The following is a 26,191-nucleotide window of genomic DNA, read 5'->3' as shown; positions in this document are numbered from 1 at the left end:
GCTCACCCCCCTACCCAGCAAGGTCGGGACATGGACGAGGCGCTCAAGCAGTTGCTGACCCTGGGGCGGGGCTACTTCGAAAAGAAGCAGTACGCCCAGGCCGAGCATTACCTGTCGCAGTTCGTCGAGCAGAACCAGGCGTTCGCCGACGTCTACAACATGCTCGGCATCATCCACCACGACCAGGGCCAGTTCGCCCGGGCGCAGCGCGCGTTCGAGGCGGCGCTGCGGCTCAACCCCGCGTACACGGAGGCGGCGCTGAACCTGGCCGTCATCTACAACGACATGGGGAAGTACCAGGAGGCGAAGGAGGTCTACCAGGCGGCGCTCGCGCGGCAGAAGAGCGCCCCCGGGGAGATGGACCCCTTCGTGAAGGGGAAGATCGCCAACATGTACGCCGACATCGGCGACGTGTTCCTCTCCAGCGGCGTGTGGGAGCAGGCCATCGCCGAGTACCGGCGCGCGCTCGCCCTCTGCCCCCAGTTCGTGGACATCCGGCTGCGCCTGGGTGACGCGCTGCGCGACTCGGGCGCCCGCGAGGAGGCCGTGGCCGAGTTCGAGCAGATCCTCGAGCAGAACCCGGGCTTTCTCCCGGGTCGCATCCACTACGGCATTGCGCTTTACTCTGCGGGCAGGCGGGCGGACGCTGTCCGCGTCTGGGAAGAGGTGCTCCTGCGCAGCCCTGGCAACAAGAGCGCCGAGATGTACCTGAACCTCGTCCGGGACGTGAAGGACCCGGCCAAGGTGGAAGATGCAGGCTGATGGTTTCGGCGTAGCTCCTCTGGGGGTCACAGGACCGTGAACACTCTCTCCAGCTCGGCGGCGAAGGCCTTCGCGCTCAAGTTCATCTCCGGCAAGTACCAGGGCGGCGAGTTCCCCCTGAAGACGGAGAAGCAGATCGTGATCGGCCGCTCCAGCGAGCTGGACATGGTGCTCGTGGAGGACATGGTCAGCCGCAAGCACGCCAAGATCACCGTGGCGGCCAGCGGCATCACCATCGAGGACCTCGGCTCCACCAACGGGACCTTCGTCAACGGCGAGAAGGTGAAGCAGGCGCAGCTCAAGGAGGGGGACCGCATCCTCATCGGCACCTCCATCCTCAAGCTCGTGCAGCAGGGCGCGGACAGCGCCCACGTCGACGAGTCCATGGCGAAGCGCAAGCTGGAGGAGGCCGCCGCCGCCCAGGCCGCGCGCACCTCCACCAAGGCCTCGTCCATGACGGGCAAGATCGAGGAGATCCCACTTCCGGACCTCCTCCAGCTCTTCCACACCTCGAAGAAGAACGGCGTGCTCGTGGTCAACGACGCGCACGAGGGCCGCGTCTACCTGCGCCAGGGCCGCGTCTACTACGCCGTCATCGACGACAACCACGACCTCGGCCCCCAGAAGAGCTTCAACCGCATCGTCACCTGGGAGCAGGGCGACTTCGAGCTGCGCCCCGCCGAGGCGCAGGAGTTCATGGTGGAGCTGGACTCCTCCACCGAGGCGCTCCTGATGGACGCGCTGCGCCAGCTCGACGAGCTCAAGCGCATCCAGAAGGACCTGCCGCCGCCCGCCGCGCGCCTCGCGCTCGCGCAGCCGCTCAGCGCGCCCCTGCGCGAGCTGTCCCCGGTGCAGCTGGACGTGCTGCAGGCCGTGCACAACCACGGCGCGCTGCAGCCCGTGCTGGACCACTCGCCCAGCGACGACGTCGTCACCGCGGAAGCACTCGTGCACCTGATGAAGAAGGAATACGTGCGCGTGGGCTAGCGCCTGGGGTAGGGAAGGGGCATGGACAAGCCCCTTCCTCCCAAGCGCCTCACCGAGCTGAGTCACTGCGCGGGTTGAGCGGCCAAGCTCCGGCCCTCGGACCTGGCGCACGTGCTGCGCCACATGAAGACGACGAAGGACAAGCGCGCGCTGGTGGGCTTCGGCACCAGCGATGACGCCGCGGTGTACCGCGTGGCCCCCGGCATGGCGCTGGTCAACACGGTGGACTTCTTCCCCCCCGTGGTGGACGACCCGTTCCAGTTCGGCGCCATCGCGGCCGCCAACGCGCTCTCGGACATCTACGCCATGGGCGCGAAGCCCCTCTTCGCGCTCAACCTGGTGGGCTTCCCCAAGGAGCAGCCGCTCAAGGTGCTCTCGCGCATCCTCGAGGGCGGCCAGTCCAAGGCGGAGGAGGCGGGCATCCCCATCCTCGGCGGCCACTCCATCCAGGACCCCGAGCCCAAGTACGGGCTCGCCGTCACCGGCACGGTGCACCCGAAGAAGGTGCTCACCAACGCGGGCGCGAAGGTGGGCGATGCGCTGCTGCTGACCAAGCCGCTGGGCTCGGGCATCGCCACCACCGCCATCAAGCGCGGGCTCGCCTCGCGCGAGCTGACGAAGCGCGCGGTGGCGCTGATGAGCACGCTGAACCGCGCGGCCGGCGAGGCCTTCGCCTCGGGGAAGTTCCGGGTGAACGCGCTCACCGACGTGACGGGCTACGGCCTGCTCGGGCACCTGCTGGAGATGATGGAGGGGGCGCGCACGCGGGCGCTCGTGGACCTGGAGCGCATCCCGCTCATGGCGGGGGTGCCCGCGCTCGCGGCGCAGGGCGTGGTGCCCGGGGGCACGAAGGCGAACCTCGCGCACGTGGCGAAGCGGGTGCGCTTCCCCGAGGGCCTGCCGGAGGAGATCCAGTGGGTGCTCGCCGACGCGCAGACCAACGGCGGGCTGCTCGCGAGCGTCCCCGCGCGCGACGTGCCCAAGGCGCTGCGCGCGCTCGAGAAGGCCGGCGTGGAGGCCGCCCTCATCGGCGAGGTCATCCAGGGCCGCCCCGGCATCGACGTGCTGGGCTAGCTCCCCCGCCTGCCGGGTAGAAGAGCGCAGCCGTCCCCTCTCCCCCTGGGAGAGGGGGCGAAGAACCACTACCATCCGCCTCCCGTGCGCCTCGCCCCGCTGCTGCTCCTGCTGCTCGCCGTGCCCACCCTCGCCGCCGAGCGCCGCGCGCGCGTGGTGATCGACCCGGGGCACGGCGGCGCGCAGGACGGCGCAAAGGGCGCGAAGGGCTACGCGGAGAAGCAGCTCGCGCTGCAGCTCTCGCGCCGCCTCGAGGCGCAGCTCACGCGCCAGGGCGTGCAGGTGACGCTCACGCGCACGGGGGACAAGGACGTGCCGCTGCCGGAGCGCGTGGCGGCGGCGAACCGCGAGGCGCCGGACCTCTTCGTCTCCCTGCACGCGAACTCCATGCCCACGCGCTCCCTGCGCGCGCGCACCGAGGGCATCGAGACCTACTTCCTTTCCGCCTCGGCCTCCGGAGAGGCGGCGCGGCGCACGGCGGCGCGCGAGAACGCGGAGGCGCCGGCGCGCGCGAGCAGCGCGGGCCAGGACACGCTCTCGCGCATCCTGCAGGACCTGGTGCGCACCGAGGCGCACGCGGACGCGAGCCGGCTCGCCTATGCCGTGCACCCGCGGCTCATCGCGGCCACGCGCGCGTACGACCGCGGCGTGCAGCAGGCGCCCTTCTTCGTGCTGATGGGAGTGGAGGCGCCCGCCATCCTGGTCGAGGTGGGCTTCATCTCGCATCCCGAGGAGGGGGCGCGCCTGGCCACGGCCGCCTACCAGGAGCGCGTGGCGGGGGCCATCGCGCAAGGGGTGCAGGCCTTCCTCGAGGAGACGCGCCGTCGCGACGCAGGCGGGCAGCCGCCGCCGGTCGCGCGCGAGAGCGCGCCCTGAGGGGCGGCCCGCGTGTGCTACACACGCGCAGGCCACCCGCCACCCACCTGAGACAAGGAGTCCCCTCCATGCGGTCCTTCCAGCGCGGCGCGCTCGACCTGCGCCCGGTCACCCTCACTCCTGGCGTCTCGCGGCACGCGGAGGGCAGCGTGCAGGTGGAGTTCGGGCACACCCGCGTGCTCGTCACCTGCTCTACCGAGGAGCGCGTACCGCCGCACCTGATGGGCAAGGGCACGGGCTGGGTGACGGCGGAGTACGGGATGCTGCCGCGCGCCACGCACACGCGCAGCCAGCGCGAGGCGGCCAAGGGCAAGCAGACCGGCCGCACGCAGGAGATCCAGCGCCTCATCGGCCGCTCCATGCGCGCCGCAGTGGACCTGCAGCAGCTGGGGCCGCGCACCCTCACGCTGGACTGCGACGTGCTGCAGGCGGACGGCGGCACGCGCACTGCCTCCATCACGGGCGCCTACGTCGCCCTCGCGCTCGCGCTGCGCACGCTGAAGCAGAAGGGCACCCTCACCAAGAACGTGAAGCTGCTGCCGCTCGCGGCGGTGTCCGTGGGCGTGGTCTCGGGCGAGGTGCGCGTGGACCTCGACTACGACGAGGACTCCAACGCCGAGGTGGACCTGAACCTGGTGGCCACGGCGGACGGGCGCATCGTGGAGGTGCAGGGCACGGCGGAGCACAAGCTCTTCGACCGCAAGGGCCTGGACGCGATGCTCGACGGCGGGCTCGCCGCCATCGCGCAGCTGTGCGCCGCGCAGGCGAAGGTGCTGGGAGAGGGCGGATGAGCGCCCCCCGCGTGCTCTTCGCCACCACCAACGCGGGCAAGCTGCGCGAGCTGCGCGGGCTGGTGGGTGACGCGCTCGAGGTGCTGGGGCTCGCGGACGTGGCTCCCATCCCCGAGCCCTCGGAGGACGCGGACACCTTCGAGGAGAACGCCCAGCTCAAGGCGCGCGCCTACGCGAGCGCGAGCGGGCTGCCCGCGCTCGCGGACGACTCGGGGCTGTGCGTGGACGCGCTCGGCGGGCGCCCCGGCGTGCTCTCGGCGCGCTACGCCCCGGGCGACGACCGCGCCCGCTACGAGAAGCTCCTGCGCGAGCTCGCGGGCGTGCCGGAGGCCCAGCGCACGGCCTCCTTCCGCTGTGCGCTCGCGCTCGCGCAGCCCGGCGGAGGGGCCATCCAGGTGGAGGTCGGCGAGTGCCGCGGCGCCATCGCGCACGCGCCCCGGGGGACGCATGGGTTCGGCTACGACCCGGTGTTCCTGCTCGCGGACGGCCGCCACCTCGCGGAGCTGACGTCGGAGGAGAAGGGGAGGCTCTCGCACCGCGGCGCCGCCTTCCGCCTCATGCGCCCGCACCTGCTCGCCCTGCGGGGGGCCTGAACTTGCCTTGCCTCCCCGCGGCGGATGGGCGAAGAATGCCGCCGCCCCGCTGCTCGGGGGACTTCAGGGAATTTCATCGGGACGTAGCGCAGCCTGGTAGCGCACCTGCCTTGGGCGCAGGGGGTCGGAGGTTCGAATCCTCTCGTCCCGATTCGTCGTAGCCGTACGGTGTGAAACGTCGGGCTCCGGTAGCTCAGCTGGATAGAGCATCGGCCTTCTAAGCCGAGGGTCGTGGGTTCGAGTCCCGCCCGGGGCGCCACCGTTTCACCCCGAAAAGGGCTTGAACCGCCCTGGCATCCAGGATAGGGAAGCGCGCCCCGCTCCGCTGCTCGGGAGCTGGGTGCGAGTCGTGACGGCGGCCATAGCTCAACTGGTTAGAGCGCAGGACTGTGACTCCTGAGGTTACCGGTTCGATCCCGGTTGGCCGCCCTTCTTCGCCCCCTCTGCTTCGCCCACTCTCAAGCGCCTATAGCTCAACTGGATAGAGCATCGGCCTTCGAAGCCGAGGGTTGGGGGTTCAAGTCCCTCTGGGCGCGCAAAAAAGGCCGTGCGAGGGACTTCCCCGCACGGCCTTTCGTCTTTGCGCAGCCTGGCTACGCCCTGGGACTAGGCGTCCGCCTTCTGGCCCGTGCCGTTGCGCGCGGAGGGGCTGACGACGCGGAAGCGCAGGTGCGTCTCCGCCTCGAGCGCGGTGAGGTTGTCGCGGATGGCCTTGGCCCACTTCGCCTTGGGCTGCTCCATCAGCTTCTCGTGCGCGAGCTCGATGGTCTCGCTCAGCTCCTCGTCGCTCAGCTCACCCGCGGTACGGCCCTTGTGCGGGCCGAAGGCCACGATCGTGCTGCTGGTGGCGTTCGCCGCCTGGGCGCTGCCCTCGCCGTCGGCGGCCTGCACCTCGATGACCAGCTGCTGCGTGGGCTGCACCTTCTCGGCCTTCGCCGCAGGGGCAGGGGCAGGGGCCGCCGCGGCCGGAGCCGAGGAGAAGGAGGCCTTGCGCGAGCCGCTGCCCTTGCCGCCCAGCACCTCGTAGGGGGCGCTGTCCGCGGCGTCGTCGTTGGAAGCGGAGGCAGACGCCGCGGCAGGGGCCGGAGCCGCCGCCGGAGCGCTGCGCTCGGCGTGGGCCGCGGGCGCGGGGGCCGCGTCCACGAACTCCTCCGCCGGCATCTCCTCGCGCACGTAGAGCCCGCCGAAGGCCTCGGGGTAGGCCTTGCGCAGCGCCGCGACGCGGGCGCACTTCTCGATCATGGTGGTGGGGATCTTCGACCACAGGGGCGACTGCTGCACGTAGCCCGCGAAGTCCAGCCACACCACGACCGGGAGCTTGCCCTCGCGCACCACGCGGCTCCACGCGCCGGCGAGGCTGCCCTTGCGCTTGGCGGGGTTGAAGCGGTGGGTGACCTCGCCCTGGCCCTGGTCCACGATGATCTCGTCCTCGGCGTAGACCGCGGACGCCTGGATGCCCTTGAAGTCCGGGAAGCGCTCGGCGCGCGCGAGCATGCCGGCCTCGGAGGGCTGGAACTCGTACTTGGTGGTCCAGTTGGGGCGCTCGCGGGTGCCCGTGTTCGCGCGGCGCGCGACGCAGAAGGCCTCCTTGAGCAGGGGGTCCAGCCCCGAGCGCTTGCACTGCTCGATGAAGAGGGCGAACTCGTCGTCCCCGATGCCCTTGGGGCAGATGGTGCGCTTGATCAGCTCCACCCGCTCGCGGCTCCACGGGTTGTTCGCGGCGCTGCTCTCGGTCGTCTTGGTCTGGTCGCTCACGGTGCTTCTCCTCGGCCTGCTTCGATAAGGGCGAACGGTTGCCGCCCGCCCACGGGGACTGCTTCACCTGAACACGATTTCAGGTGGGGCAGTTGTAACGCGCGACCCTGACCTCCACTTCGCGCCGGCAGGCACGCGGATCAGTCCCGGCCGGGGAGCAGGCGGGAGAGCACGCCGCCCGCCGGGCCCGCGCGCGAGGGCAGCGGGACCGGGTGTTCAGAGGAGAAATGCGGGGGAACAAAAAAGGGCTTTGACAGGCCAACACGCGGCATGTAGAAGCCGCGCCGCACTTGCCAAGCAGCAACGGGAGCGTAGCTCAATTGGCAGAGCAATGGACTCTTAATCCATAGGTTGTGGGTTCGATTCCCTCCGCTCTCAAGACCGGGGCCCCCTCAGCGATGAGGGGGCCCCGGTGTCTTTTCGGGGTATAGAGCCCGCTGTGCGAAGGCACCGCGCAAGCACCCAGGGGCGGGTGGCGAAACTGGTAGACGCGCCAGACTTAGGATCTGGTACCGCAAGGTGTGAGGGTTCGAGTCCCTCCTCGCCCATCCCAGCTTGCTGGACGAAGTGCCTCTGCCGCCTCCCGTTTCGCGTTGACCGAAGGGTGCCTAGCTCCTATAGGCCGCACCCTCCAACGCACACCCGTTCCACCCCCCGTTTCCACACTGCCGGCGCCGCCCTTCGAGAGCGGACGCGTCAGGCGAGCGAGGCCCGTCATGAAGGTCCAGGTCGAAGAGCTCTCTCCCATCGAGAAGAAGCTCTCCATCGAGGTCGACTCCGCGCGCGTGAGCCAGGAGCTCAACCGGGCGTACACGCAGCTCGGCACGCAGGTGAAGCTGCCCGGCTTCCGCCAGGGCAAGGTGCCCCGCCGCATCCTCGAGCAGCGCTTCCGCGCCCAGGTCGAGAACGACGTGGTGCAGCGCGTGGTGCAGAGCGCCTACATGGAGGCCATCCGCGAGCACAAGGTGGACGTGGTGAGCCAGCCCCAGGTGACCCCGAAGGAGCTCAAGGCCGACCAGCCCTTCAGCTTCGAGGCGCGCGTGGAGGTGAAGCCCAAGGTGGAGGCCAAGGACTACGACGGCCTCACCCTGCCCAAGGTGGAGAGCACCGTCACCGACGGCGAGGTGGACGCCCAGCTGGAGAACATGCGCCAGAGCGCCAGCCGGCTCGAGCCGGTCGAGGGCCGGGACGTGGCGGCCGCGGGCGACTTCGCCAGCATCGACTTCGAGGCCACCATCGACGGGGCGCCCTTCCCGGGCTCCAAGGCCGAGGGCATCACCGTGGAGATCGCCCCCGGTGAGCTCGTGGAGAGCAACATCGCGCAGCTCGAGGGCGTGAAGGTCGGCACCTCGAAGGAGATCGACTACACCTTCCCGGCCGACTACCGGGTGGAGGAGGTGAAGGGCAAGACGGCGCACTTCCGCCTCGACCTCAAGGGGCTCAAGAAGAAGATCGTCCCCGAGCTCAACGACGAGTTCGCGAAGGACGCGGGCCTCGGCGCCACCACGCTCGCCGAGCTGAAGGAGAAGCTGAAGGCGGACCTCACGCGGGCGCAGGAGAACAAGGCCCAGACCGAGCAGCGCGAGGCGCTGATCAAGGCCCTGGTCGAGCGCAACCCCTTCGAGGTCCCCCAGGCCATGGTCGAGCGCGCGCTCGACTCCATGCTCGAGGGGGCGCTGCGCCAGATGGCGCGCTCCGGCTTCGACCCGCGCCGTCTGAACCTGAACTTCATGCAGATCCGCGAGGAGATGCGCGAGCGGGCCCTGCAGGAGGTCAAGGGCACGCTGCTGTTCGAGGCGGTGGCGCTGAAGGAGAACATCGCGGCCTCGGACGAGGAGATCGAGAAGAAGATCTCCGAGCTGGCGACCGAGAGCGGCCAGCCCGAGAGCGCCGTCCGCAAGTTCTTCAAGGACCCGGAGGAGCGCTTCGGGTTGAGCCTCCGACTGCGGGAAGAAAAGACCGTTGAATTCCTCAAGGCCCGGGCGAAGTATTCCTGAGGCCGCAGGCGTTCTGAGCGGTCCATCCCGCACCTTCAGCTGAGGTCCTCGCAATGCCCTTCATGCCCGTTCCCTACGTCATCGAGCAGACCCACCGCGGGGAGCGCTCGTATGACATCTACAGCCGGCTGCTGAAGGACCGGATCGTCATGCTGGGCACGGAGATCGACGACGACGTGGCCAACGTCATCGTCGCCCAGCTGCTCTTCCTCGAGAGCGAGGATCCGGAGAAGGACATCAGCCTCTACATCAACAGCCCCGGCGGCAGCGTGACCGCGGGGCTCGCGATCTACGACACCATGCAGTACGTGAAGCCCCCCGTGTCCACCATCTGCATCGGGCAGGCGGCGAGCATGGGCGCGGTGCTGCTCGCGGCCGGTGCGAAGGGCAAGCGCTACAGCCTGCCCTCCAGCCGGATCATGATCCACCAGCCGCTGGGCGGCGCGCGCGGTCAGGCCACGGACATCGAGATCCAGGCGCGCGAGATCCTGCGCATGAAGGCCAAGCTCAACGAGATCCTCGTCAAGCACACCGGCCAGACGATCGAGCGCGTGGAGAAGGACACCGACCGCGACTACTTCATGGGCGCGGCCGAGTCCAAGGCCTACGGCCTCATCGACCAGGTCGTCGAGCGGCGCACGCTCGTGCCCGGAGTTCCCGGCGTGGCCGGCCCGGGTGTTTCCGGACCCGGGGTCGCCGGGCAGACGGCCTCCGACAAGCGGCGCGAGTAGCCGCACCCCCGCACGGCCTCCTCGAGAGCCGGAGCCGCGGGAATGTGCCCCCGCGCCTCCGGCTTTCTAGCGTCCTGCGCCGTGAACGGGGGGCTTGTTAAGTAGAGCCCAGGTTCATGGACGCGCCGGACCCGGGCTGACTAGATTGGATTTTCGGGTGGGGCCCGGGGCGTTTCAGCTGCTTCGCGGCCATGGGGGCAGCGGGTCGGCGCAGGGTCAGAGGGCACTCAGATGGCGGGAAAGAACGTGGAGAAGCGAGACAACCAGACCCTCTGCTGCTCCTTCTGCGGCAAGTCGCAGAAGGAAGTGAAGAAGCTCATCGCCGGCCCCACCGTCTACATCTGTGACGAGTGCATCGGGCTGTGCAACGACATCATCGCGGAGGAGATCGACCGCGAGGAGTCCAAGGACACCAAGCTGCGCATCCCGCGGCCGAGCGAGATCAAGGCCATCCTGGACGAGTACGTCATCGGCCAGGACCGCGCCAAGAAGGTGCTCAGCGTCGCGGTGCACAACCACTACAAGCGCATCGAGTCCAAGGTCGCCATGGACGACGTGGAGCTGCAGAAGAGCAACATCCTTCTGCTCGGCCCCACCGGCAGCGGCAAGACGCTGCTCGCCCAGACGCTCGCGCGCATCCTCAACGTGCCCTTCACCATCGCGGACGCCACCTGCCTCACCGAGGCCGGCTACGTGGGCGAGGACGTGGAGAACATCATCGTGAACCTGCTGCAGGCGGCAGATCACGACATCGAGCGCGCCCAGCGCGGCATCGTCTACATCGACGAGATCGACAAGATCGCCCGCAAGAGCGAGAACCCGTCCATCACCCGCGACGTCTCGGGCGAGGGCGTGCAGCAGGCCCTGCTCAAGATCATCGAGGGCACGGTGGCGAACGTGCCGCCCAAGGGTGGCCGCAAGCACCCGCAGCAGGAGTTCCTGCAGATCGACACCACCAACATCCTCTTCATCTGCGGCGGCGCCTTCGGCGGCCTCGAGCAGGTGATCGAGCGGCGTCTGGGTGGCAAGAGCCTGGGCTTCGGCGCGGACATCCAGACGAAGAAGCAGCGCAACCTCACCGAGCTGCTCAAGCACGTGGAGCCGGACGACCTGATGAAGTTCGGGATGATCCCCGAGTTCATCGGCCGCCTGCCGATCATCACGGCGCTCGAGGAGCTGGACGAGCCGGCGCTGGTGAACATCCTCAGCCAGCCGAAGAACGCGCTGACGAAGCAGTACAAGAAGCTCTTCGAGCTGGACGGCGTGAACCTCAAGTTCACCGACGGGGCGCTCAAGGCGATCAGCCAGGAGGCCATCCGCCGCAAGGCCGGCGCCCGCGGCCTGCGCTCCATCCTGGAGAGCGCCATGCTGGACGTGATGTACGAGATCCCCAGCCGCAAGACCGCGCGCGAGGTGCTCATCAGCGAGGAGACCATCCTCAAGAAGAGCGAGCCCGTGGTGCTGCACGCGAACGACAAGGAGCTGGCCGAGCCGAAGAAGGAATCGGCCTAGTCCCATCCGTCTGCTGCTGATCGAGCGCCGGGCTCTCCTCACGGGGACCCGGCGCTTTTTTCATGCGCGCGCCCTCGAGTTGGGTATCTCCTCGGGGCACATGAAGCCCACGAACCGACTGCTGCTCGCTGGACTCCTCTGCCTCACCGCGTGTGCAGGCAACAAGCCCGCGCCCGAGACCGCCGAGGGAGGCGCCTCGAAGCTGGACACCGTGGCGCGCGCCCCGGTGGACGTGCCGGCCCCCGCGCCGCGCGACCACCTGGACTACCCGCCCACGCGCCGCGTGGAGCAGGTGGACACGCTGCACGGGCAGCAGGTGGCGGACCCGTACCGCTGGCTCGAGGACGAGAAGAGCCCCGAGGTGCAGGCCTGGATGAAGGCCCAGGACACCTTCGCCCGCGAGCGGCTCTCGCAGCTGCCCGGGCGGGACGCGCTCGCCCGCCGCTTCACGCAGCTGTTCTACGTGGAGTCCGTCACCCCGCCGGTGAAGCGCGGCAACCGCTACTTCTACCTGCGCACCCACAAGGACCGGGAGAAGGCGGTGCTCTACGTGCGCGAGGGCGAGGCGGGCGCCGAGCGAGTGCTGCTGGACCCCAACGCCTGGAGCAAGGACGGCACCGTGTCGCTCGGCGAGTGGGTGCCCAGCGAGGACGGCACCAAGCTCGCCTTCGCGCAGAAGCCCAACGCCGCGGACGAGGCCGTGCTGCACGTGCTGGACGTCGCGAGCGGCACCTGGAGCGAGCAGGACGTCATCGAGGGGGCGAAGTACGCGAGCCCCAGCTGGACGCCGGACGGGCGCGCCTTCTACTACGAGTGGCTCCCGGTGGACCCCGCCATCCCGGTGGACGCGCGCCCCGGCTACACCGAGCTGCGCCGCCACGTGCTGGGGCAGGATCCGAAGCAGGACGCCGTCGTCCACCCGCGCACCGGTGACCCGGGCACCTTCCTCGAGGCGGACCTGAGCCGCGACGGCCAGTACCTCCTCGTGAACATCCTGCGCGGCTGGAGCGAGAACGACGTCTACATGAAGCGCCCCCAGGACAAGGCCTGGCGGCTGCTCGTGAAGGGGCAGGGGGCGAAGTACCAGGTGCAGGCCTGGCAGGGGCAGCTCTACATCCTCACGGACGAGGGCGCGCCGAAGCAGCGCCTCTTCCGCGTGAGCGCGAAGTCGCCCGCGCGCGCCGCGTGGAAGGAGATCGTCCCCGAGGACCCGAAGGCGAGCCTGCAGTCCTTCAGCATCGTGGGCGGGCGCCTCGTGCTCGAGTACCTGAAGAACGTGGCGAGCGAGCTGCGCGTGGCGGGGCTGGACGGCGCGGGCGTGCGCGCGCTGCAGCTGCCCGGGCTGGGCGCGACCGCGGGGGTGAGCGGCCAGGAGGACCAGCCGGAGCTGTTCTACGGCTACAGCTCCTTCACCACCCCGCGCCAGGTGTACCGCACGCGCGTGGACCGCGCCGAGGCGCCCGTGCTGTGGGCGAAGGTGGAGCTGCCGCTGGATGCGAACGCGTACACCGCGGAGCAGGTCTTCTACGAGTCCAAGGACGGCACCCAGGTGCCCATGTTCCTCGTCTACAAGAAGGGCCTGCGCAAGGACGGCAACGCGCCCACGCTGCTCTACGGCTACGGCGGCTTCGACGTGAGCCTCACCCCGGGCTTCAAGTCGAGCATCATCCCGTGGCTGGACGCGGGCGGGCTCTACGCGGTGGCGAACCTGCGCGGCGGCGGCGAGTTCGGCGCCGAGTGGCACGAGGCCGGGCGGCGCGAGCACAAGCAGAACGTGTTCGACGACTTCATCGCCGCGGGCGAGTACCTGGTGAAACAGGGCTACACGCGGCCGCAGCGCCTCGCCATCAACGGCGGCTCCAACGGCGGGCTGCTCGTGGCGGCCGCCATGGTGCAGCGCCCGGACCTCTTCGGCGCGGTGGTGTGCGCAGTGCCGCTCATCGACATGCTGCGCTACCACCTGTTCGGCAGCGGGCGGACGTGGATCCCCGAGTACGGGACGGCCGAGCGGGCGGAGGACTTCGCCTTCCTGCGTGCCTACTCGCCCTACCAGCAGGTGAAGGAGGGCACGCAGTACCCCGCGCTGCTCATGCTCTCGGCCGACCACGACGACCGCGTGGACCCCCTGCACGCGCGCAAGTTCGTGGCCGCCATCCAGAGCTCCCCCGGGAACACCGCCCCGGCCCTGCTGCGCATCGAGCGCAACGCGGGCCACGGCGGGGCGGACCAGGTGAACAAGGCGATTGCGTCCAGCGCGGACATGTTCGCCTTCCTCTTCGACACCTTCGGCGTGACCGTGCCCGGGATGGACGGGTCTGCCTCGGGGAAGCAGGGAGATGGGGCCGCGGGTTCGCAAGCGGACGCTTCGGGTCGCTAACGGAGCGGCCGTACGGGTAGGGCCCACACGCCCTCCCTTGATGGCAGCAGCGCGTTCCCCCACCTTCACCCGGGAACGCTTCGAAAAATCGCCGTGTTATAGCAACCGTTCCGCTCGGTGAGCCTTCTGCCCACCGAGCGACTTTCCAGGGGCCCGCTGGCTCGCACCAGCCGGCCGTCTAGGTGGCGCGCGCATGTTCTTCGGACGAGACGACAAGAAGGATGCTCAGAAGCGGGGACTCACGGTGCCGTTGCTCCCCCTCCGGGACATCATCGTGTTCCCGCACATGGTCGTCCCGCTCTTCGTCGGCCGTGAGAAGTCCATCGCCGCGCTGAAGGACGCGATGGCCCACAAGGGCCCGGACGACAAGGCCGTCATCCTGCTCGCCGCGCAGAAGAAGGCGAAGACGAACGACCCGTCCCCGGACGACATCTTCCACTTCGGCACGCTGGGCCACGTCATCCAGCTGCTCCCCTTGCCGGACGGCACCGTGAAGGTGCTGGTGGAGGGCGTGCGCCGCGCGAAGGTGAAGCGCTTCCAGCCCAACGACGCCTTCTTCATGGTGGAGGTGGACGAGGTCGAGGAGCAGGTGGAGAAGAGCGTGGAGCTCGAGGCCCTGGTGCGCAGCGTGCACTCGGTGTTCGAGGCCTTCGTGAAGCTCAACAAGCGCATCCCGCCCGAGATGCTCATGCAGGTGGCGAGCATCGACGACCCGGCGCGCCTCGCGGACACCATCGTCGCGCACCTCAGCCTCAAGCTGAACGACAAGCAGGCGCTGCTCGAGACGGAGTCTCCTGCGAAGCGGCTCGAGAAGCTCTACGAGCTGATGCAGGGCGAGATCGAGATCCTCCAGGTGGAGAAGAAGATCCGCACCCGCGTCAAGAAGCAGATGGAGAAGACCCAGAAGGAGTACTACCTGAATGAGCAGATGCAGGCCATTCAGAAGGAGCTGGGCGAGCGCGACGAGTTCAAGAACGAGATCCAGGAGATCGAGGAGAAGCTCAAGAACAAGCGCATGAGCAAGGAGGCCACGCTCAAGGTCAAGAAGGAGCTCAAGAAGCTCCGGATGATGAGCCCGATGAGCGCCGAGGCCACCGTCGTGCGCAACTACATCGACTGGATCATCACGCTGCCCTGGTACGAGGAGACGCAGGATCGCCTCGACGTGGTCGAGGCCGAGAAGGTGCTGGACGAGGACCACTACGGGCTCAAGAAGCCCAAGGAGCGCATCCTCGAGTACCTCGCGGTGCAGCAGCTGGTGAAGAAGCTCAAGGGCCCCGTGCTCTGCTTCGTGGGCCCTCCCGGCGTGGGCAAGACCTCGCTCGCGCGCAGCATCGCGCGCGCCACGGGCCGCAAGTTCGTGCGCCTGTCCCTGGGCGGCGTGCGCGACGAGGCGGAGATCCGCGGCCACCGCCGCACGTACATCGGCGCGATGCCGGGCAAGCTCATCCAGAGCCTGAAGAAGGCGGGCAGCAACAACCCCGTCTTCCTCCTGGACGAGATCGACAAGATGTCCACCGACTTCCGCGGCGACCCCTCGAGCGCGCTGCTGGAGGTGCTGGACCCGGAGCAGAACCACAACTTCAACGACCACTATCTGGACATGGACTACGACCTGTCCAAGGTCATGTTCATCTGCACCGCGAACACGATGCACAACATCCCCGGTCCGCTGCAGGACCGCATGGAGGTGATTCGCATCGCGGGGTACACCGAGCCGGAGAAGCTCTCCATCGCGCGGCGCTACCTCATCCCGAAGGAGCAGGAGGCCAACGGGCTCGCGGACGCGAAGATCGAGATCACGGACCCGGCGCTCAAGACGGTCATCAACCGCTACACCCGCGAGAGCGGCGTGCGCTCGCTCGAGCGCGAGGTGGGCGCGGTGTACCGCAAGCTCGCGCGCGACCTGCTCAAGAACGGCAAGCGCGACGTGAGGCTGGACCGCAAGGCGGTGATGAAGCTGCTGGGCACCCCGCGCTACCGCTTCGGCATGGCCGAGCGCGAGGACCAGGTGGGCATCGTGACCGGCCTCGCCTGGACCGAGATGGGCGGCGAGATCCTCACGACGGAAGCCACCGCGATGCCCGGCAAGGGCAAGATGATCATCACCGGCAAGCTCGGTGAGGTGATGCAGGAGAGCGCCCAGGCCGCCATGAGCTACGTGCGCAGCCGCGCGGAGCGCTTCGGCATCGACCGCAAGGTGTTCGAGAACATGGACATCCACGTCCACCTGCCCGAGGGCGCCATCCCCAAGGACGGGCCCTCCGCGGGCGTCACCATGTGCACCGCGCTCGTCTCCGCGCTCACCCGCATCCCGGTGCGCAAGGACGTGGCGATGACGGGCGAGATCACCCTGCGCGGGCGCGTGCTGCCCATCGGCGGCCTGAAGGAGAAGACGCTCGCGGCGCACCGCGCCGGCATCAAGACCGTCCTCATCCCCAAGGACAACCGCAAGGACCTCAAGGACATCCCCAAGCGCATCCGCCAGGCGCTGCGCATCGTGCCGGTGGAGTTCGTGGACGACGTGCTGCGCGAGGCGCTGGTGCTCGAGAAGCCCGAGGAGTTCGGCCGCAAGGACGGCGCCCGCGGCGACAGCCTGAAGGCCTCGCCCGAGGCCCCCGCCGGCGCCCCGGCGTAATGCGTCCTCCCTCTCCCCCGGGGAGAGGGATTGAAGAGGCCGCCCGTGCCACCGCGCACGAGGCGGCCTTCGCATTTTCCATGCGGGCCGCGGTACAACGCTCCCGCCCGTGCGCCTCCCGCTCCTCCTCCTCGTCGCGCTCTGCGCGTGCCGCTTCCAGCCGGACGCGGGCGTGAAGGTGGTGGTGCCGGCGATGCCCACCACGCTGGACCCGAGCTACTCGGACCCCACCAGCTGGGTGAACTACCCGGTGATGCTCGCGACCCTGTACGGGCTGACCACGCTGCGCGCGGACCACACGGTGGCGCCCGGGCTCGCGGAGCGCTGGGAGCGCGAGGAGGACGCGGCAGGCCACGAGCGCTACACCTTCCACCTGCGCGGGGACGTGCGCTGGTCGGACGGGGTGACGCCGCTCACGGCGGAGGACTTCGCCTTCGCGTGGCGGCGCGCGCTGCAGGGGCGAGAGCGCGGCGAGATGGCGGACCTGCTGGGCGCCGAGCGCGTGCTCGCGCTGCAGGAGCAGGGCGCCGGCGCGCAGGAGGTGCAGCGGGCGCTCGCGCAGGTGGGGGTGAGGGCGCTCGATGCGCGCACGCTGCAGGTGACGCTCGCGCAGCCGCGCAGCTACTTCCTCGCGCGCCTCGCCAACGTGTACCTCTTCTTCCCGGCGCCCTCGGCCCTGCTCGCGGGCAAGGACCCCGAGAGCGTGCGCGACTACTACGACCGCCCGCGCGACGGGCACCCGCTCGCGCTGGGCCCGTGGCGGGTGGAGCGCTGGGACCGCGCGGGCGAGCGCGTGCGCCTGGTGAAGAATCCGCACACCGCCTTCCCGCCGCCGCTCGGGCCCGGAGAGCAGCAGCCCGCGGTGGTGACCCTGCTCAAGAGCGAGATCGGCCCCGCGCTCTACGAGCGGGGCCGGGTGGGCTTCGTCTTCGTGGACAGCGCGCTCGCGCTGCGCGGCGTGCCTCCGCCGGACCTGCGCCGCGAGCCGCTGCTCTCCACCTACTTCCTCGCCTTCAATACGCAGGCCCCCGGGCTCGAGGATCCGGCGGTGCGCCGCGCGCTCTCCGCGGCGCTGGACCGCGAGGCGCTCTTGCGCGGGCTGTTGCCGGTGGCGCGTGCCTCGCACACGCTCCTGCCCCCGGAGCTGCCCGGCGCGGCCACGGCCGAGGAGGCGGAGCAGCTCCCGCACTTCACGCGGGGCCAGGCGCTGCCTGCGCTCGCGAGCCTGAAGCGCCCCCTGCGGCTCGTGTACCGCTCGGGGGAGTCCTTCGTGCCGGAGGTGGCCATCGCGGAGCGCATCGCCGCGCAGCTCGCGCGCTACGGCGTGCAGGTGCGGCTCGAGGCGCGCTCGGACTTCTCGTCCGAAGTGGCGCGCCGCGGGCCCGACGGGCGGCGCACGTGGGACCTGTACCTGCGCAGGCTGGGCGCGGACTACGCGCACCCCAACACCTTCTTCACCCTCTTCGAGCGCGAGGGCAACAGCCAGACGGGCTGGGAGACGGCCGGGGGCGGAGAGCCCATGGCCCGCTTCGAGGCGCTGCTCGCCCGCGCGGACGCGGAGGCCGACGCGGGCCGCGCGCGCGCCCTCTACGCCGAGGCGCAGGCGCTGCTGCTGGGAGAGCAGGCCGTGGTGGCGCCGCTCTACCACCCGGACCGCTACTACCGCGCGCGCGAGTCGCTGCACGGGCTGACGGTGGACCCCTTCAACTTCCTCAGCCTGCGCGCCCTGCGCGAGAGGGCTCCGTGAGCGCGGCCCGCGTCTTCCAGCGCCTCGGCCGCCAGCTCGCGCTGGTGCCGCTCGTCGCGCTCGCCTCGTACTTCCTGATGGCGGCGCTGCCCCTCACGCTCGAGGACGATGCGAAGCGGCAGGTGTCCGCGGAGCTCGCGGCGAGCTACCGGCGAGACCTGGGCCTGGGCGAGCCGCTGGGCTTCCTGCGCCCCTGGCAGAAGCTCGTGCGCGGCGAGCGCCTGGGGACGAGCGCGCAGGGCGTCACGGGAGGGGAGCTCCTGGAGAAGCTCGCGGGCAGCGTGGGTGTGGGGGCGATTGCGCTCGCGCTCGCGCTCGCGTGGGCGCTGCCCTACGCGCTCGTGCGCGCGCGGCTGCGCCGGGGCCGCTGGGGAGCGCTCGTGGAGGCCGTGCCCGCGCTCGCCTTCGGCACGCCCGTGTTCATCCCCGCGCTGCTGCTCGCCCCCGCGGTGGTGGAGCGCGGGCACTACCTGCCCGAGCTGTGCGCAGCCCTGGTCATCTCCGTGTGGCCCGGCGTGCTGCTGGGCAGCCTGCTCGCGGACACGCTGCAGGGAGAGCTCGCGCGCGACTACGTGCGCACCGCGCGGGGCAAGGGCTTGAGCGAGGGGCAGGTGCTGCGGCGCCACGTGCTGCCCAACCTGCTGCCCGCGCTGCTCGATGCGCTGGGGCCGCTCGCCGTCGCGCTGCTCGCGGGCTCCTTTGCGGCAGAGCGGGTGTTCGGCCTGCCGTACTTCGGGCAGCTCTACGTCCTCGCCGTGCTGCAGAAGCAGGTGGCGGTGGTGGTGGTGACGACGACGGCGTTCGCGGGGATGGTGGCGGCCGTGGGGTTTGGCGTCGAGCTGGTGCGGCTGAACGTGGACCCTCGGGCGAGGGACGGGGAGGCGCAGGGATGACGCACATCCCTCACCCCGACCCTCTCCCAGGGGGAGAGGGAGGACCATGACGCGCGCGCGCGTGGGACTCGCGCTGTTGCTCGTGCTCGGGGTGGGGAGCTTCGTGCTCGCCCACTTCGCGCCGGGCGCGCTCGTGCAGCACTGCCCGCTGGGGATGGATCTCGTGCGCCCGGACCGCAGCGTGTGCGAGCTCGCCTTCGGTGGACTCTGGGTCTCGCTCGCGGTGGGGCTGTGCGCGGCGCTGGTGTCCACGGGGCTGGGGCTGCTCGTGGCGGCGCTCGCGCGCGCGGTGGGCGGGGCGGCGGAGCGCTGGGTGCTGCGGCTCGTGGACGCCTTCTTCGCGCTGCCGGACGTGCTGGTGGTGATGGTGCTGCAGCTGGCCGGCCAGTCGCTCGCGGATGCGTACCCGCGCGCAACGCCCGGCCCCTTCGGACTCATGGTGGGCTCGCTCGCGCTCATCGGCTGGGCGGGTCCCGCGCGCATGCTGCGCAACCGCCTCGCCACGCTCGAGGGGCAGGAGTTCGTCGCCGCCTCGCGCGCGCTGGGCGCCCGGGGGCCGCACCTGCTGCGCGTCCACCTGTGGCCCGCGCTGCGGCCCTTCGCGCTCGCGGTGTTCCTCAGCCGCCTGCCCGCGGCCATCCTCGCCGAGAGCACGGTGAGCTTCCTCGGCATCGCGCAGATGGAGCCCATGTCCCTGGGGCGCTACCTGGGCACCAGCTACGCCGCGCTCATGTACGAGGGCGGCACGCGGGTCGTGCTGCCGGCCTGGGGCCTGCTCGTCCTCCTGGTCCTGGGGGCCTCGCTCGCCGCGCAAGGGCTGCAGCGGGCCTCGCACGGCCGCTCCTGAGGCAGGGGAGGGGGTGCGCGAATGTGGGGCGATGAGGGGGAATTCCCCTGCTGCGGCGGGGATTTGACCTTCACTGCACACTCTTCACGCCCGAGAGACACCACCATGTCGCTGACCACCGACGAGACCCCCGTGATGACCACCGAGACCCCTCTCGAGCGCGACGACGGCCTGAAGCTCGAGCAGGTGCGCGGCTCGGTGCTGGTGGTGGAGGACGACCCCACCAGCCGCGAGATCCTCGTGGAGATGCTCTCCGGCTGGGGCTACGAGCCGATGCCGGTGGGCAGCGCCGAGGAGGCGGAGTTCGCCGTGCGCAACAAGCGCATGGACGCGGCCGTGGTGGACGTGTTCCTGCCGGGCCGCAGCGGCGCCACCCTCATGTCGCGCCTGCGCGAGAAGTTCCCCAACGCGGTCCTCATCGGCGTGAGCGCCATGTCGGACGCGGCGATGGCGCGCAAGTGCAAGGGCCTGGGCGCGGACCTCTTCATCGGCAAGCCGGTGATGCCGGAGCGGCTCGCCGAGGCGCTGCAGTCGAAGCACACCAGCTGGCACTGATGCGCCCGTAGCTTTCTGCTCGGTGCGGCCGCCCTTGCCCAGGGGGCGGCCTGCGGAGCGCCGCCCGGCCGCGCCGCCGATTGCGGCGGGGCGCCGGACGGCCGATGCTCCCTCTGTGAAGACGCTCGCGCCCGGCTTCCTGCTGGCCATGCCCCAGCTCGGCGACCCCAACTTCCACCGCGCCGTGGTGCTCATGCTCGAGCACTCGGAGGCGGGGTCGATGGGCATCGTCATCAACCGCGCCACCCCGCTCGCGCTCGGTGACCTCGCGACGGGCCAGGGGCTGCCCTGCGCCCCGGCCCGCGCGAAGGAGCCGGTGTTCCTCGGCGGCCCGGTGGAGCCGCAGCGCGGCTTCGTGCTGCACGACGACGCCGAGGTGGCCGAGAAGCACACGCTGCTGCCGGGCCTCTACCTCAGCGTCACCATGGACGCGCTCACCCCGCTGCTCAGCGCGCCGGAGGCCCGGGTGCGCTTCTGCCTCGGCTACGCGGGGTGGGGGCCGCACCAGCTGGAGCAGGAGATGGCGCAGGGCTCGTGGCTGTTCACCGAGGCCGCGCGCGCGCCCGTGCTCGAGCTGTCGCCGGACGAGGTCTGGGATTCCCTCGTGCGCCAGATGGGGGTAGACCCCGCGATGCTGGTGATGGGAAAGGGACTCAACTGATGCTGGACCCCGAGATGATCCGCCGTCGCATCGGCGCGGCGCTGCCCGAGGGCTCCGAGGTGCAGGTGGTGGACACCACCGGCACCGGAGACCACTTCGAGGCGCGCGTGGTGAGCAGTGCCTTCGTGGGCAAGGGCATGGTGCAGCAGCACCAGATGGTCTACGCGCCCTTGAAGGACCTGCTGGAGACCGGCGAGCTGCACGCGCTCGCGCTCAAGACCTATTCGCCCGAGCAGTGGCAGAAGCTCGGCGGCGCCCGCTGAAAAGCGGCGCATTCCCCGTTACGGAGAGACGCATGACCCCCGAGCTCAAGAAGCGCTTCGACGACGAAACGCGCAACCACAAGATCGTCCTCTACATGAAGGGCAACAAGCTGTTCCCCCAGTGCGGCTTCTCCGCCGCCACGCTGCAGGTCCTGGCGCCGCTGGGCGACGTGCACACGGTGGACGTGCTCGCCGATCCCGAGGTGCGCGACGGCATCAAGCAGTACACGAACTGGCCCACCATCCCGCAGGTCTTCATCAACGGGCAGTTCGTGGGCGGCTGCGACATCGTGCGCGAGCTGGCCGAGCGCGGCGAGCTGCAGCAGATGGTGGCCGCGAAGTAGCCCTCCCTCTCCCTCTGGGAGAGGGTCGGGGTGGGGGAAGCGGATTCCCCACCCCGCGCCCATGAAGAACGAGCTCCTCGATTCAGACGCGCCCCTCGCGCAGCCCGTCTCCGCCCCGACGGCGAACGCGGTCGCTCCGGTCGTGCCCGCCCCGGCCGTCGAAATAGACCTCGAGGACCTCACCCCCACCGCGAAGACGCCCACGCTGGTGGACCGGGTGCAGGCGTTTCGCGCGGCGCACGCGCGCGCGGAGATCGCGCTCTTCTTCTTCGCAGGCTTCGCGTGGGACGTGCTCACGCTGGGGCGCATCGACAGCGCGGCCACGCTGCTGCAGCAGGGCGGCTACCTGCTGCTGCTCGGCGGGCTCCTGCTGCTCGAGCAGCGCTGGGGCAACGGCGAGACGCCGCCGAGGCTCATCGCGCGCGTGCACCGCTTCAGCGAGGACGCGCTGCACTTCCTCTTCGGCAGCCTGCTCAGCTCGTACACGCTCTTCTTCTTCAAGAGCGCCTCGGGGCTCACCGCGTTCGCGTTCCTCGCGGTGCTCTTCCTGCTGCTGCTGGCGAACGAGCTGCCGCGCTTTCGGCGCCTGGGCCCGGTGGTGCGCGTCGGGCTCTACAGCCTGTGCGTGACCTTCTACCTCGCGTACCTGCTGCCGGTGCTGGTGGGCTTCCTGAGCAGCTGGCTCTTCGCCGCGGCGGTGGGGGTGGGGGCGCTCGCGGTCTGGGGGCTCTCGCGCTTCGTCGCGCGCTGGCGGGGGCGCCCCGCGGCGCTGCGGCGGGTGCTGGTGCCGGGGCTCGGCGTGCAGGCGCTGCTGCTCGGGCTCTACTTCGCGCGCGCCATTCCGCCGGTGCCGCTCGCGGTGCAGGACATCGGCATCTACCACGGGGTGGAGAAGCTGGGCGCGGAGTACCGGCTGCTGCACCTGCAGCCGAGCTGGAAGCTGTGGCACCGCGGGGACCAGGACTTCGCGGCGCGCGCGGGGGACCGCGTCTACTGCTTCGTGCGCATCTTCGCGCCCACGCGCTTTCGCGACCAGGTGTACCTGCGCTGGACCTTCGAGGACCCGCGCCGTGGCTGGGTGAGCCACGACGCGATTCCCCTCACCATCTCGGGCGGCCGCGACGAGGGCTTCCGCGGCTTCGCCTTCAAGCAGAACTACCAGCCGGGCCACTGGCGCGTGGGCGTGGAGACGGCGGACGGGCGCGAGCTCGGCCGCATCGACTTCACCGTGCGGCCCGACGAGAGCGTCGAGCCGCGCGAGTACGGCGTGAACCGCGGCTAGGTGTAGGCGGCGCTACTTCTTCGCCTTCCACACCCGCTTCATCCACGCCTCCACGTCCTTCACCTTGCGCGGGATGTCGGCCGAGAGGTTCTTGCAGCCGCGCGCGGTGACGACCACGTCGTCCTCGATGCGCACGCCGATGCCGCGGTAGCGCGAGGGGACGGTGAGATCGTCGAGCTGGAAGTAGAGGCCGGGCTCCACGGTGAGCACCATGCCCGGCTGCAGCTTGCCGTACTTGTAGGCCTCTTGGCGGGCCTGGGCGCAGTCGTGCACGTCGAGGCCCAGCATGTGGCTCACGTTGTGGAGGCTGTAGCGCTTGTAGAACTGGTGCTCGTCCTTGAGCGCCTCCTCGGCCGTGACCTTGAGGATGCCCAGGCGGTGCAGGCCCTCGGCGAGCACGCGCATGGCGACGCGGTTGGGCTCCATGAAGTCGTTGCCGGGCTTCACCGCGGCGATCGCCTGCTCCTGCGCCTCGAAGACGAGCTCGTAGATCTCGCGCTGCTCCTTGGTGAAGGTGCCGGAGATGGGCAGCGTGCGGGTGATGTCCGCGGTGTAGAGGCTGTTGCCCTCCACGCCGGCGTCCAGCAGCAGCAGGTCGCCCTTCTTGAGGGGCCCGTCGTTCTTGGTCCAGTGCAGCACGCAGGCGTGGGCGCCCGAGGCGGCGATGGTGCCGTAGCCCACGTCGTTGCCCTCCACGCGCGCGCGCAGGCCGAACACGCCCTCCACGGTGCGCTCGGTCTTCGCCTCGCGCAGCCCCGCGATGACGTCCTCGAAGCCGCGGAAGGTGGAGGCGATGGCGGCCGAGAGCTCCTTCACCTCCTGCGCGTCCTTGAGCAGGCGCATCTCGCTCAGCGCCACCGCGAGCGCCTTGTCGCGCTCGCTGGCCGCCGGCACCAGGCCGTCCACGCGCTCGGAGAAGCTGCGCAGCACGCGGGTGGGGCGGGTGGCGCCCTCGCTCAGCGAGCGCAGGAACGCGGGCAGCTCGGGAAGGCCGCGGGCCTCGTCGACGGCGTAACGCGCCTCGCTCTCCTTCACGCCGAGGCGCGGGCCGACCCAGAGCTCGCCCTTGTTGCGGTCGGTGTAGAAGGTCGCGTCCGAGCGGCCCGGGTTGGGCTCCACGAAGAGCAGGTCCCGGTGCCCGCCGCCCTCCTTGGGCTGCAGCACCAGCACGCAGTCCGGCTCCACGTTGCCGGTGAGGTAGTAGAAGTCCGTGCCCGGGCGGAAGCGGTAGTAGGTGTCGTTGCTGCGCACCTTCTCGTGGCCGGTGGGGATGACGAGCGTCTCGCCGGGGAAGAGCTTGGAGAGGGCGCGGCGGCGCGCGGCGAAGGCCTCGTGTCCCTTGAGCTTCGGGGGCAGCTTGCCGCTCGCCGGCTTCCAGCTCTTCATCATGAAGTCGAGCAGGGCGGGGGGCGGCGTGGAGTCGTAGCTGTTCGTCTTGGGCTGCTGCGGCTCGGACGTGACGGGCTGTTCGGTCGGGGTCGTCATGGGGATGACTCTCGAACAGCCCCCCGTGGGCTTCAAGTCCTTCAAGGCCGCAGGAGGGCCATCTGTCCGAGGAGCACCGGCACGGCCGTCTCCACCCGCAGGATGCGGGGCCCCAGGCTGAAGGGGACGAAGCCACGGGCCTGCAGCAGCTCCACCTCGAAGGGGACCCAGCCCCCGTCAGGCCCCACCGCCAGCACCCGGCGAGGGGGCAGGGGACCGAGCGCGTGCAGGCCCTGCGTGGCGGGAGGGTGGGGCAGCAGCCGCGCCGCGCGCTCGCGGGGGCCGAACACCCCCTCCAGCTCGTCCTCCACGAAGGGCCGGAAGCGCTCGCGCACGAGCACCTCGGGGGCCACCGTGTCGCGCGCCTGCTCGAGCCCCTGCTGGAGGAGGTCCGCGACGAAGTCCGGCGCGAGCACCTTCGAGTCGAAGTAGCTCTTCTCCACGCGCGCCGCGTTCACCAGCACCACGCGGTCCACGCCGAGCGAGGCCACCGCGGGCAGCACCTTCTTGAGCGCCTTGGGCCGCGGGATGGCGAGCAGCAGGTCGATGCCTGCGCGCGGCGGGGGCGGCTCGGTGAGGTCCACGCGCAGGCGCAGGAGGCCCGGCCGGTTCTCCAGCACCTCGCCCGTGCCCACGAGGCCGCCCAGGCGCCCCACCCGCAGCGCCTCGCCCACCTGCGCCTTGAGCACCTCGAGCGCGTGGGTGGCCCTTCGCCCGGTGAGGGACACGGTGCCGTCCGCGAGGAAGTCGTCGTCGTGCAGGAGGAGCAGGTTCATGGGCGAGGGGCAGGGGACGCCGGCCGGCCGAGCGACCGCCGCTTGCCGGCCCTGGCGACCCTGCCATAAAGCACGCCCCGTGCGCCCCCTCTGTCTTCGCTGCCGCCGCCCCCAGTCCACCTGCTACTGCGCCCACCTGCCGCAGCTGGAGACGCGCACCCGCGTGGTGTTCCTGCAGCACCCGCGCGAGGCCCGGGTGGCCATCGGCACGGCGCGCATGGCGCACCTGTCCCTGCCCAACTCGGAGCTGTACCAGGGCGTGGACTTCAGCGACCTCGAGCGGCTGCAGCAGCTGGCGAAGGAGCCCTCGAAGGTGGCGGTGCTCTTCCCCGGCGAAGGAGCGGTCGCGCCCGAGTCGCTGCGCGGCGCGCCGCCCGAGGTCCTCATCGTCATCGACGGGACGTGGAACCAGGCGAAGAAGGTGGTGGCGCGCAACCCGCTGCTCTCCCAGCTGCCGCGCGTGGGCTTCACCCCGCGCCGGCCGAGCAACTACCGCATCCGCAGCGAGCCCGCGGAGCACTGCGTCTCCACCATCGAGGCGGTGGTGGAGACGCTGGGCGCGATGGAGGGGGACTTCCCGCGCTTCGACACCATGCTCAAGGCCTTCGAGCACATGGTGGACACGCAGCTGCGCTACACCGAGGACAGCGACGCGCCCCCGCGCCGCCGCCTGCGCCGCGCGCCGCCGCGGGTGCTGCCCCAGCTGCAGGCGCTGCGCGACGCCCGCGAGCGGCTCGTGCTGCTCTACGCCGAGGCGAACGCCCACCCGGAGGGCGCCGGCCTCGAGCCCGAGCTGATGCACCTCACTGCGCGGCGGCTCTCGAGCGGCGAGACTTTCGAGGCGGTGCTCGCGCCGCGCCTGCCGCTCGCGCCCTCCACGCCCCTGCACCTGGACCTGGCCGAGGCGCGCCTGCGCGCAGGCGAGGCGCTGCAGCCCGCGCTCGAGCGCTGGAGCCACTTCCTGCGCCCCGACGACGTCCTCGCCGCCTGGGGGCCCTTCTCGCTGCAGCTGCTGCTGCGCGAGGGCGCCGGTCCCCGTGAGCTGATCGACCTGCGCCGCCTCTACACGCTGGTGCACAAGCAGCGCGCCGGAGGCGTGGAGGATGCCGCGCGCCGCAGTGCGCCCGTGCCCGAGGCCCCGTGGACCGGGGGGCGCGCAGGAAGGCGCATCGTGGCGACGGAGACCGTGGCGCAGACGCTGCTGGGCTCACAGCAGGAGACCCAGGCCCCCGCTGCGTGAAGTCC

The 26,191-nt window shown here is 70.7% G+C and carries 23 protein-coding genes and 6 tRNA genes; 26 read left to right on the top strand and 3 right to left on the bottom strand.

Annotation, left to right across the window (positions count from 1 at the left end; genetic code table 11):
* The first annotated feature begins 30 nt into the window (after nt 1–30).
* The 10 genes from FGE12_RS10365 to FGE12_RS10320 all read left to right on the top strand — a co-directional run bounded on the left by FGE12_RS10365 (nt 31) and on the right by FGE12_RS10320 (nt 5,619).
* Nucleotides 31–762 carry a lipopolysaccharide assembly protein LapB gene (locus tag FGE12_RS10365; protein WP_153866211.1) on the top strand — a complete coding sequence of 244 codons (732 nt, stop codon included), beginning with the start codon at nt 31–33 and terminating at the stop codon, nt 760–762.
* Between the two features lie 36 nt (nt 763–798).
* Complete coding sequence (locus FGE12_RS10360; protein WP_194797765.1) at nt 799–1,749, top strand: FHA domain-containing protein; 951 nt, start codon at nt 799–801, stop codon at nt 1,747–1,749.
* A 21-nt stretch (nt 1,750–1,770) separates the two neighbouring features.
* A complete protein-coding gene (gene selD / locus FGE12_RS10355) occupies nt 1,771–2,823 on the top strand; it encodes a selenide, water dikinase SelD (protein ID WP_153866210.1) in 1,053 nt (350 codons plus the stop codon).
* An 84-nt stretch (nt 2,824–2,907) separates the two neighbouring features.
* Nucleotides 2,908–3,699: an N-acetylmuramoyl-L-alanine amidase gene (locus FGE12_RS10350; protein ID WP_194797764.1), complete on the top strand. Its 792-nt coding sequence runs from the start codon at nt 2,908–2,910 to the stop codon at nt 3,697–3,699.
* Nucleotides 3,700–3,767: 68 nt separating this feature from the next.
* On the top strand, nt 3,768–4,490 hold the full coding sequence (gene rph, locus FGE12_RS10345; RefSeq protein WP_153866209.1) for a ribonuclease PH: 723 nt from the start codon (nt 3,768–3,770) through the stop codon (nt 4,488–4,490).
* A complete protein-coding gene (gene rdgB / locus FGE12_RS10340; RefSeq protein WP_153866208.1) occupies nt 4,487–5,083 on the top strand; it encodes an RdgB/HAM1 family non-canonical purine NTP pyrophosphatase in 597 nt (198 codons plus the stop codon). Before rph ends, rdgB begins: the two co-directional genes overlap by 4 nt.
* Nucleotides 5,084–5,160: 77 nt before the next feature.
* Nucleotides 5,161–5,234: transfer RNA gene (locus tag FGE12_RS10335), tRNA-Pro, on the top strand.
* Nucleotides 5,235–5,265: 31 nt separating this feature from the next.
* Nucleotides 5,266–5,342 (top strand) — tRNA-Arg (locus tag FGE12_RS10330).
* Nucleotides 5,343–5,438: 96 nt separating this feature from the next.
* Nucleotides 5,439–5,512: transfer RNA gene (locus FGE12_RS10325), tRNA-His, on the top strand.
* Nucleotides 5,513–5,545: 33 nt separating this feature from the next.
* Nucleotides 5,546–5,619 (top strand) — tRNA-Arg (locus FGE12_RS10320).
* Between the two features lie 70 nt (nt 5,620–5,689).
* Here FGE12_RS10320 and bet read toward each other — a convergent pair.
* The gene (gene bet / locus FGE12_RS10315) at nt 5,690–6,838 is read right to left on the bottom strand and encodes a phage recombination protein Bet (RefSeq protein WP_194797763.1); all 1,149 of its coding nucleotides are present in this window, start codon (nt 6,836–6,838) and stop codon (nt 5,690–5,692) included.
* A gap of 305 nt (nt 6,839–7,143) precedes the next feature.
* On the opposite strand from bet, the gene FGE12_RS10310 reads away from it, so the two are divergent.
* The 15 genes from FGE12_RS10310 to FGE12_RS10240 all read left to right on the top strand — a co-directional run bounded on the left by FGE12_RS10310 (nt 7,144) and on the right by FGE12_RS10240 (nt 22,685).
* Nucleotides 7,144–7,216, top strand: a tRNA-Lys gene (locus FGE12_RS10310).
* A gap of 88 nt (nt 7,217–7,304) precedes the next feature.
* A tRNA-Leu gene (locus FGE12_RS10305) sits at nt 7,305–7,386 on the top strand.
* Nucleotides 7,387–7,554: 168 nt separating this feature from the next.
* On the top strand, nt 7,555–8,835 hold the full coding sequence (gene tig / locus FGE12_RS10300) for a trigger factor (RefSeq protein WP_153866207.1): 1,281 nt from the start codon (nt 7,555–7,557) through the stop codon (nt 8,833–8,835).
* Nucleotides 8,836–8,888: 53 nt separating this feature from the next.
* The gene (gene clpP, locus FGE12_RS10295) at nt 8,889–9,566 is read left to right on the top strand and encodes an ATP-dependent Clp endopeptidase proteolytic subunit ClpP (RefSeq protein WP_228530694.1); all 678 of its coding nucleotides are present in this window, start codon (nt 8,889–8,891) and stop codon (nt 9,564–9,566) included.
* A 231-nt stretch (nt 9,567–9,797) separates the two neighbouring features.
* Nucleotides 9,798–11,078 (top strand): ATP-dependent Clp protease ATP-binding subunit ClpX, encoded by a 1,281-nt coding sequence (gene clpX, locus FGE12_RS10290; RefSeq protein WP_153866206.1) that lies wholly within the window; start codon nt 9,798–9,800, stop codon nt 11,076–11,078.
* A 100-nt stretch (nt 11,079–11,178) separates the two neighbouring features.
* Nucleotides 11,179–13,455, top strand: coding sequence for a prolyl oligopeptidase family protein (locus FGE12_RS10285; RefSeq protein WP_194797762.1), 2,277 nt, complete (start codon nt 11,179–11,181; stop codon nt 13,453–13,455).
* A gap of 193 nt (nt 13,456–13,648) precedes the next feature.
* The gene (lon, locus tag FGE12_RS10280) at nt 13,649–16,093 is read left to right on the top strand and encodes an endopeptidase La (RefSeq protein WP_153866205.1); all 2,445 of its coding nucleotides are present in this window, start codon (nt 13,649–13,651) and stop codon (nt 16,091–16,093) included.
* Nucleotides 16,094–16,286: 193 nt separating this feature from the next.
* On the top strand, nt 16,287–17,840 hold the full coding sequence (locus FGE12_RS10275; protein WP_153866360.1) for a peptide ABC transporter substrate-binding protein: 1,554 nt from the start codon (nt 16,287–16,289) through the stop codon (nt 17,838–17,840).
* Complete coding sequence (locus FGE12_RS10270; RefSeq protein WP_370458950.1) at nt 17,837–18,733, top strand: ABC transporter permease subunit; 897 nt, start codon at nt 17,837–17,839, stop codon at nt 18,731–18,733. Before FGE12_RS10275 ends, FGE12_RS10270 begins: the two co-directional genes overlap by 4 nt.
* A gap of 46 nt (nt 18,734–18,779) precedes the next feature.
* Nucleotides 18,780–19,580 (top strand): ABC transporter permease, encoded by an 801-nt coding sequence (locus FGE12_RS10265; RefSeq protein WP_153866204.1) that lies wholly within the window; start codon nt 18,780–18,782, stop codon nt 19,578–19,580.
* Between the two features lie 105 nt (nt 19,581–19,685).
* Nucleotides 19,686–20,135, top strand: a complete 450-nt coding sequence (locus tag FGE12_RS10260; protein WP_153866203.1) for a response regulator — start codon at nt 19,686–19,688, stop codon at nt 20,133–20,135.
* Nucleotides 20,136–20,250: 115 nt separating this feature from the next.
* Nucleotides 20,251–20,796 carry a YqgE/AlgH family protein gene (locus FGE12_RS10255; RefSeq protein ID WP_194797761.1) on the top strand — a complete coding sequence of 182 codons (546 nt, stop codon included), beginning with the start codon at nt 20,251–20,253 and terminating at the stop codon, nt 20,794–20,796.
* Entirely contained in the window at nt 20,796–21,059 is a 264-nt protein-coding gene (locus tag FGE12_RS10250; protein WP_153866202.1) for a BolA family protein, read from the top strand. Before FGE12_RS10255 ends, FGE12_RS10250 begins: the two co-directional genes overlap by 1 nt.
* Nucleotides 21,060–21,091: 32 nt before the next feature.
* Nucleotides 21,092–21,403 (top strand): Grx4 family monothiol glutaredoxin, encoded by a 312-nt coding sequence (gene grxD, locus FGE12_RS10245; protein WP_153866201.1) that lies wholly within the window; start codon nt 21,092–21,094, stop codon nt 21,401–21,403.
* Nucleotides 21,404–21,464: 61 nt separating this feature from the next.
* On the top strand, nt 21,465–22,685 hold the full coding sequence (locus FGE12_RS10240; RefSeq protein ID WP_153866200.1) for a DUF2914 domain-containing protein: 1,221 nt from the start codon (nt 21,465–21,467) through the stop codon (nt 22,683–22,685).
* A 12-nt stretch (nt 22,686–22,697) separates the two neighbouring features.
* Here the strand turns inward: FGE12_RS10240 and FGE12_RS10235 are convergent, their stop codons facing one another.
* A complete protein-coding gene (locus FGE12_RS10235; protein ID WP_153866199.1) occupies nt 22,698–24,170 on the bottom strand; it encodes an aminopeptidase P family protein in 1,473 nt (490 codons plus the stop codon).
* A gap of 41 nt (nt 24,171–24,211) precedes the next feature.
* Entirely contained in the window at nt 24,212–24,946 is a 735-nt protein-coding gene (locus tag FGE12_RS10230; RefSeq protein WP_153866198.1) for a 16S rRNA (uracil(1498)-N(3))-methyltransferase, read from the bottom strand.
* 79 nt (nt 24,947–25,025) lie between these two features.
* Here FGE12_RS10230 and FGE12_RS10225 point away from each other — a divergent pair, with 79 nt between their 5' ends.
* Nucleotides 25,026–26,186: a tRNA-uridine aminocarboxypropyltransferase gene (locus FGE12_RS10225; RefSeq protein WP_370458949.1), complete on the top strand. Its 1,161-nt coding sequence runs from the start codon at nt 25,026–25,028 to the stop codon at nt 26,184–26,186.
* Nucleotides 26,187–26,191: the final 5 nt, after the last annotated feature.

Origin of the sequence: Aggregicoccus sp. 17bor-14, from assembly GCF_009659535.1 — a bacterium.
Lineage (GTDB): Bacteria > Myxococcota > Myxococcia > Myxococcales > Myxococcaceae > Aggregicoccus.
Note: the sequence above shows the minus strand (reverse complement) of the source record. Positions and strands in the feature narration are given on the sequence as shown.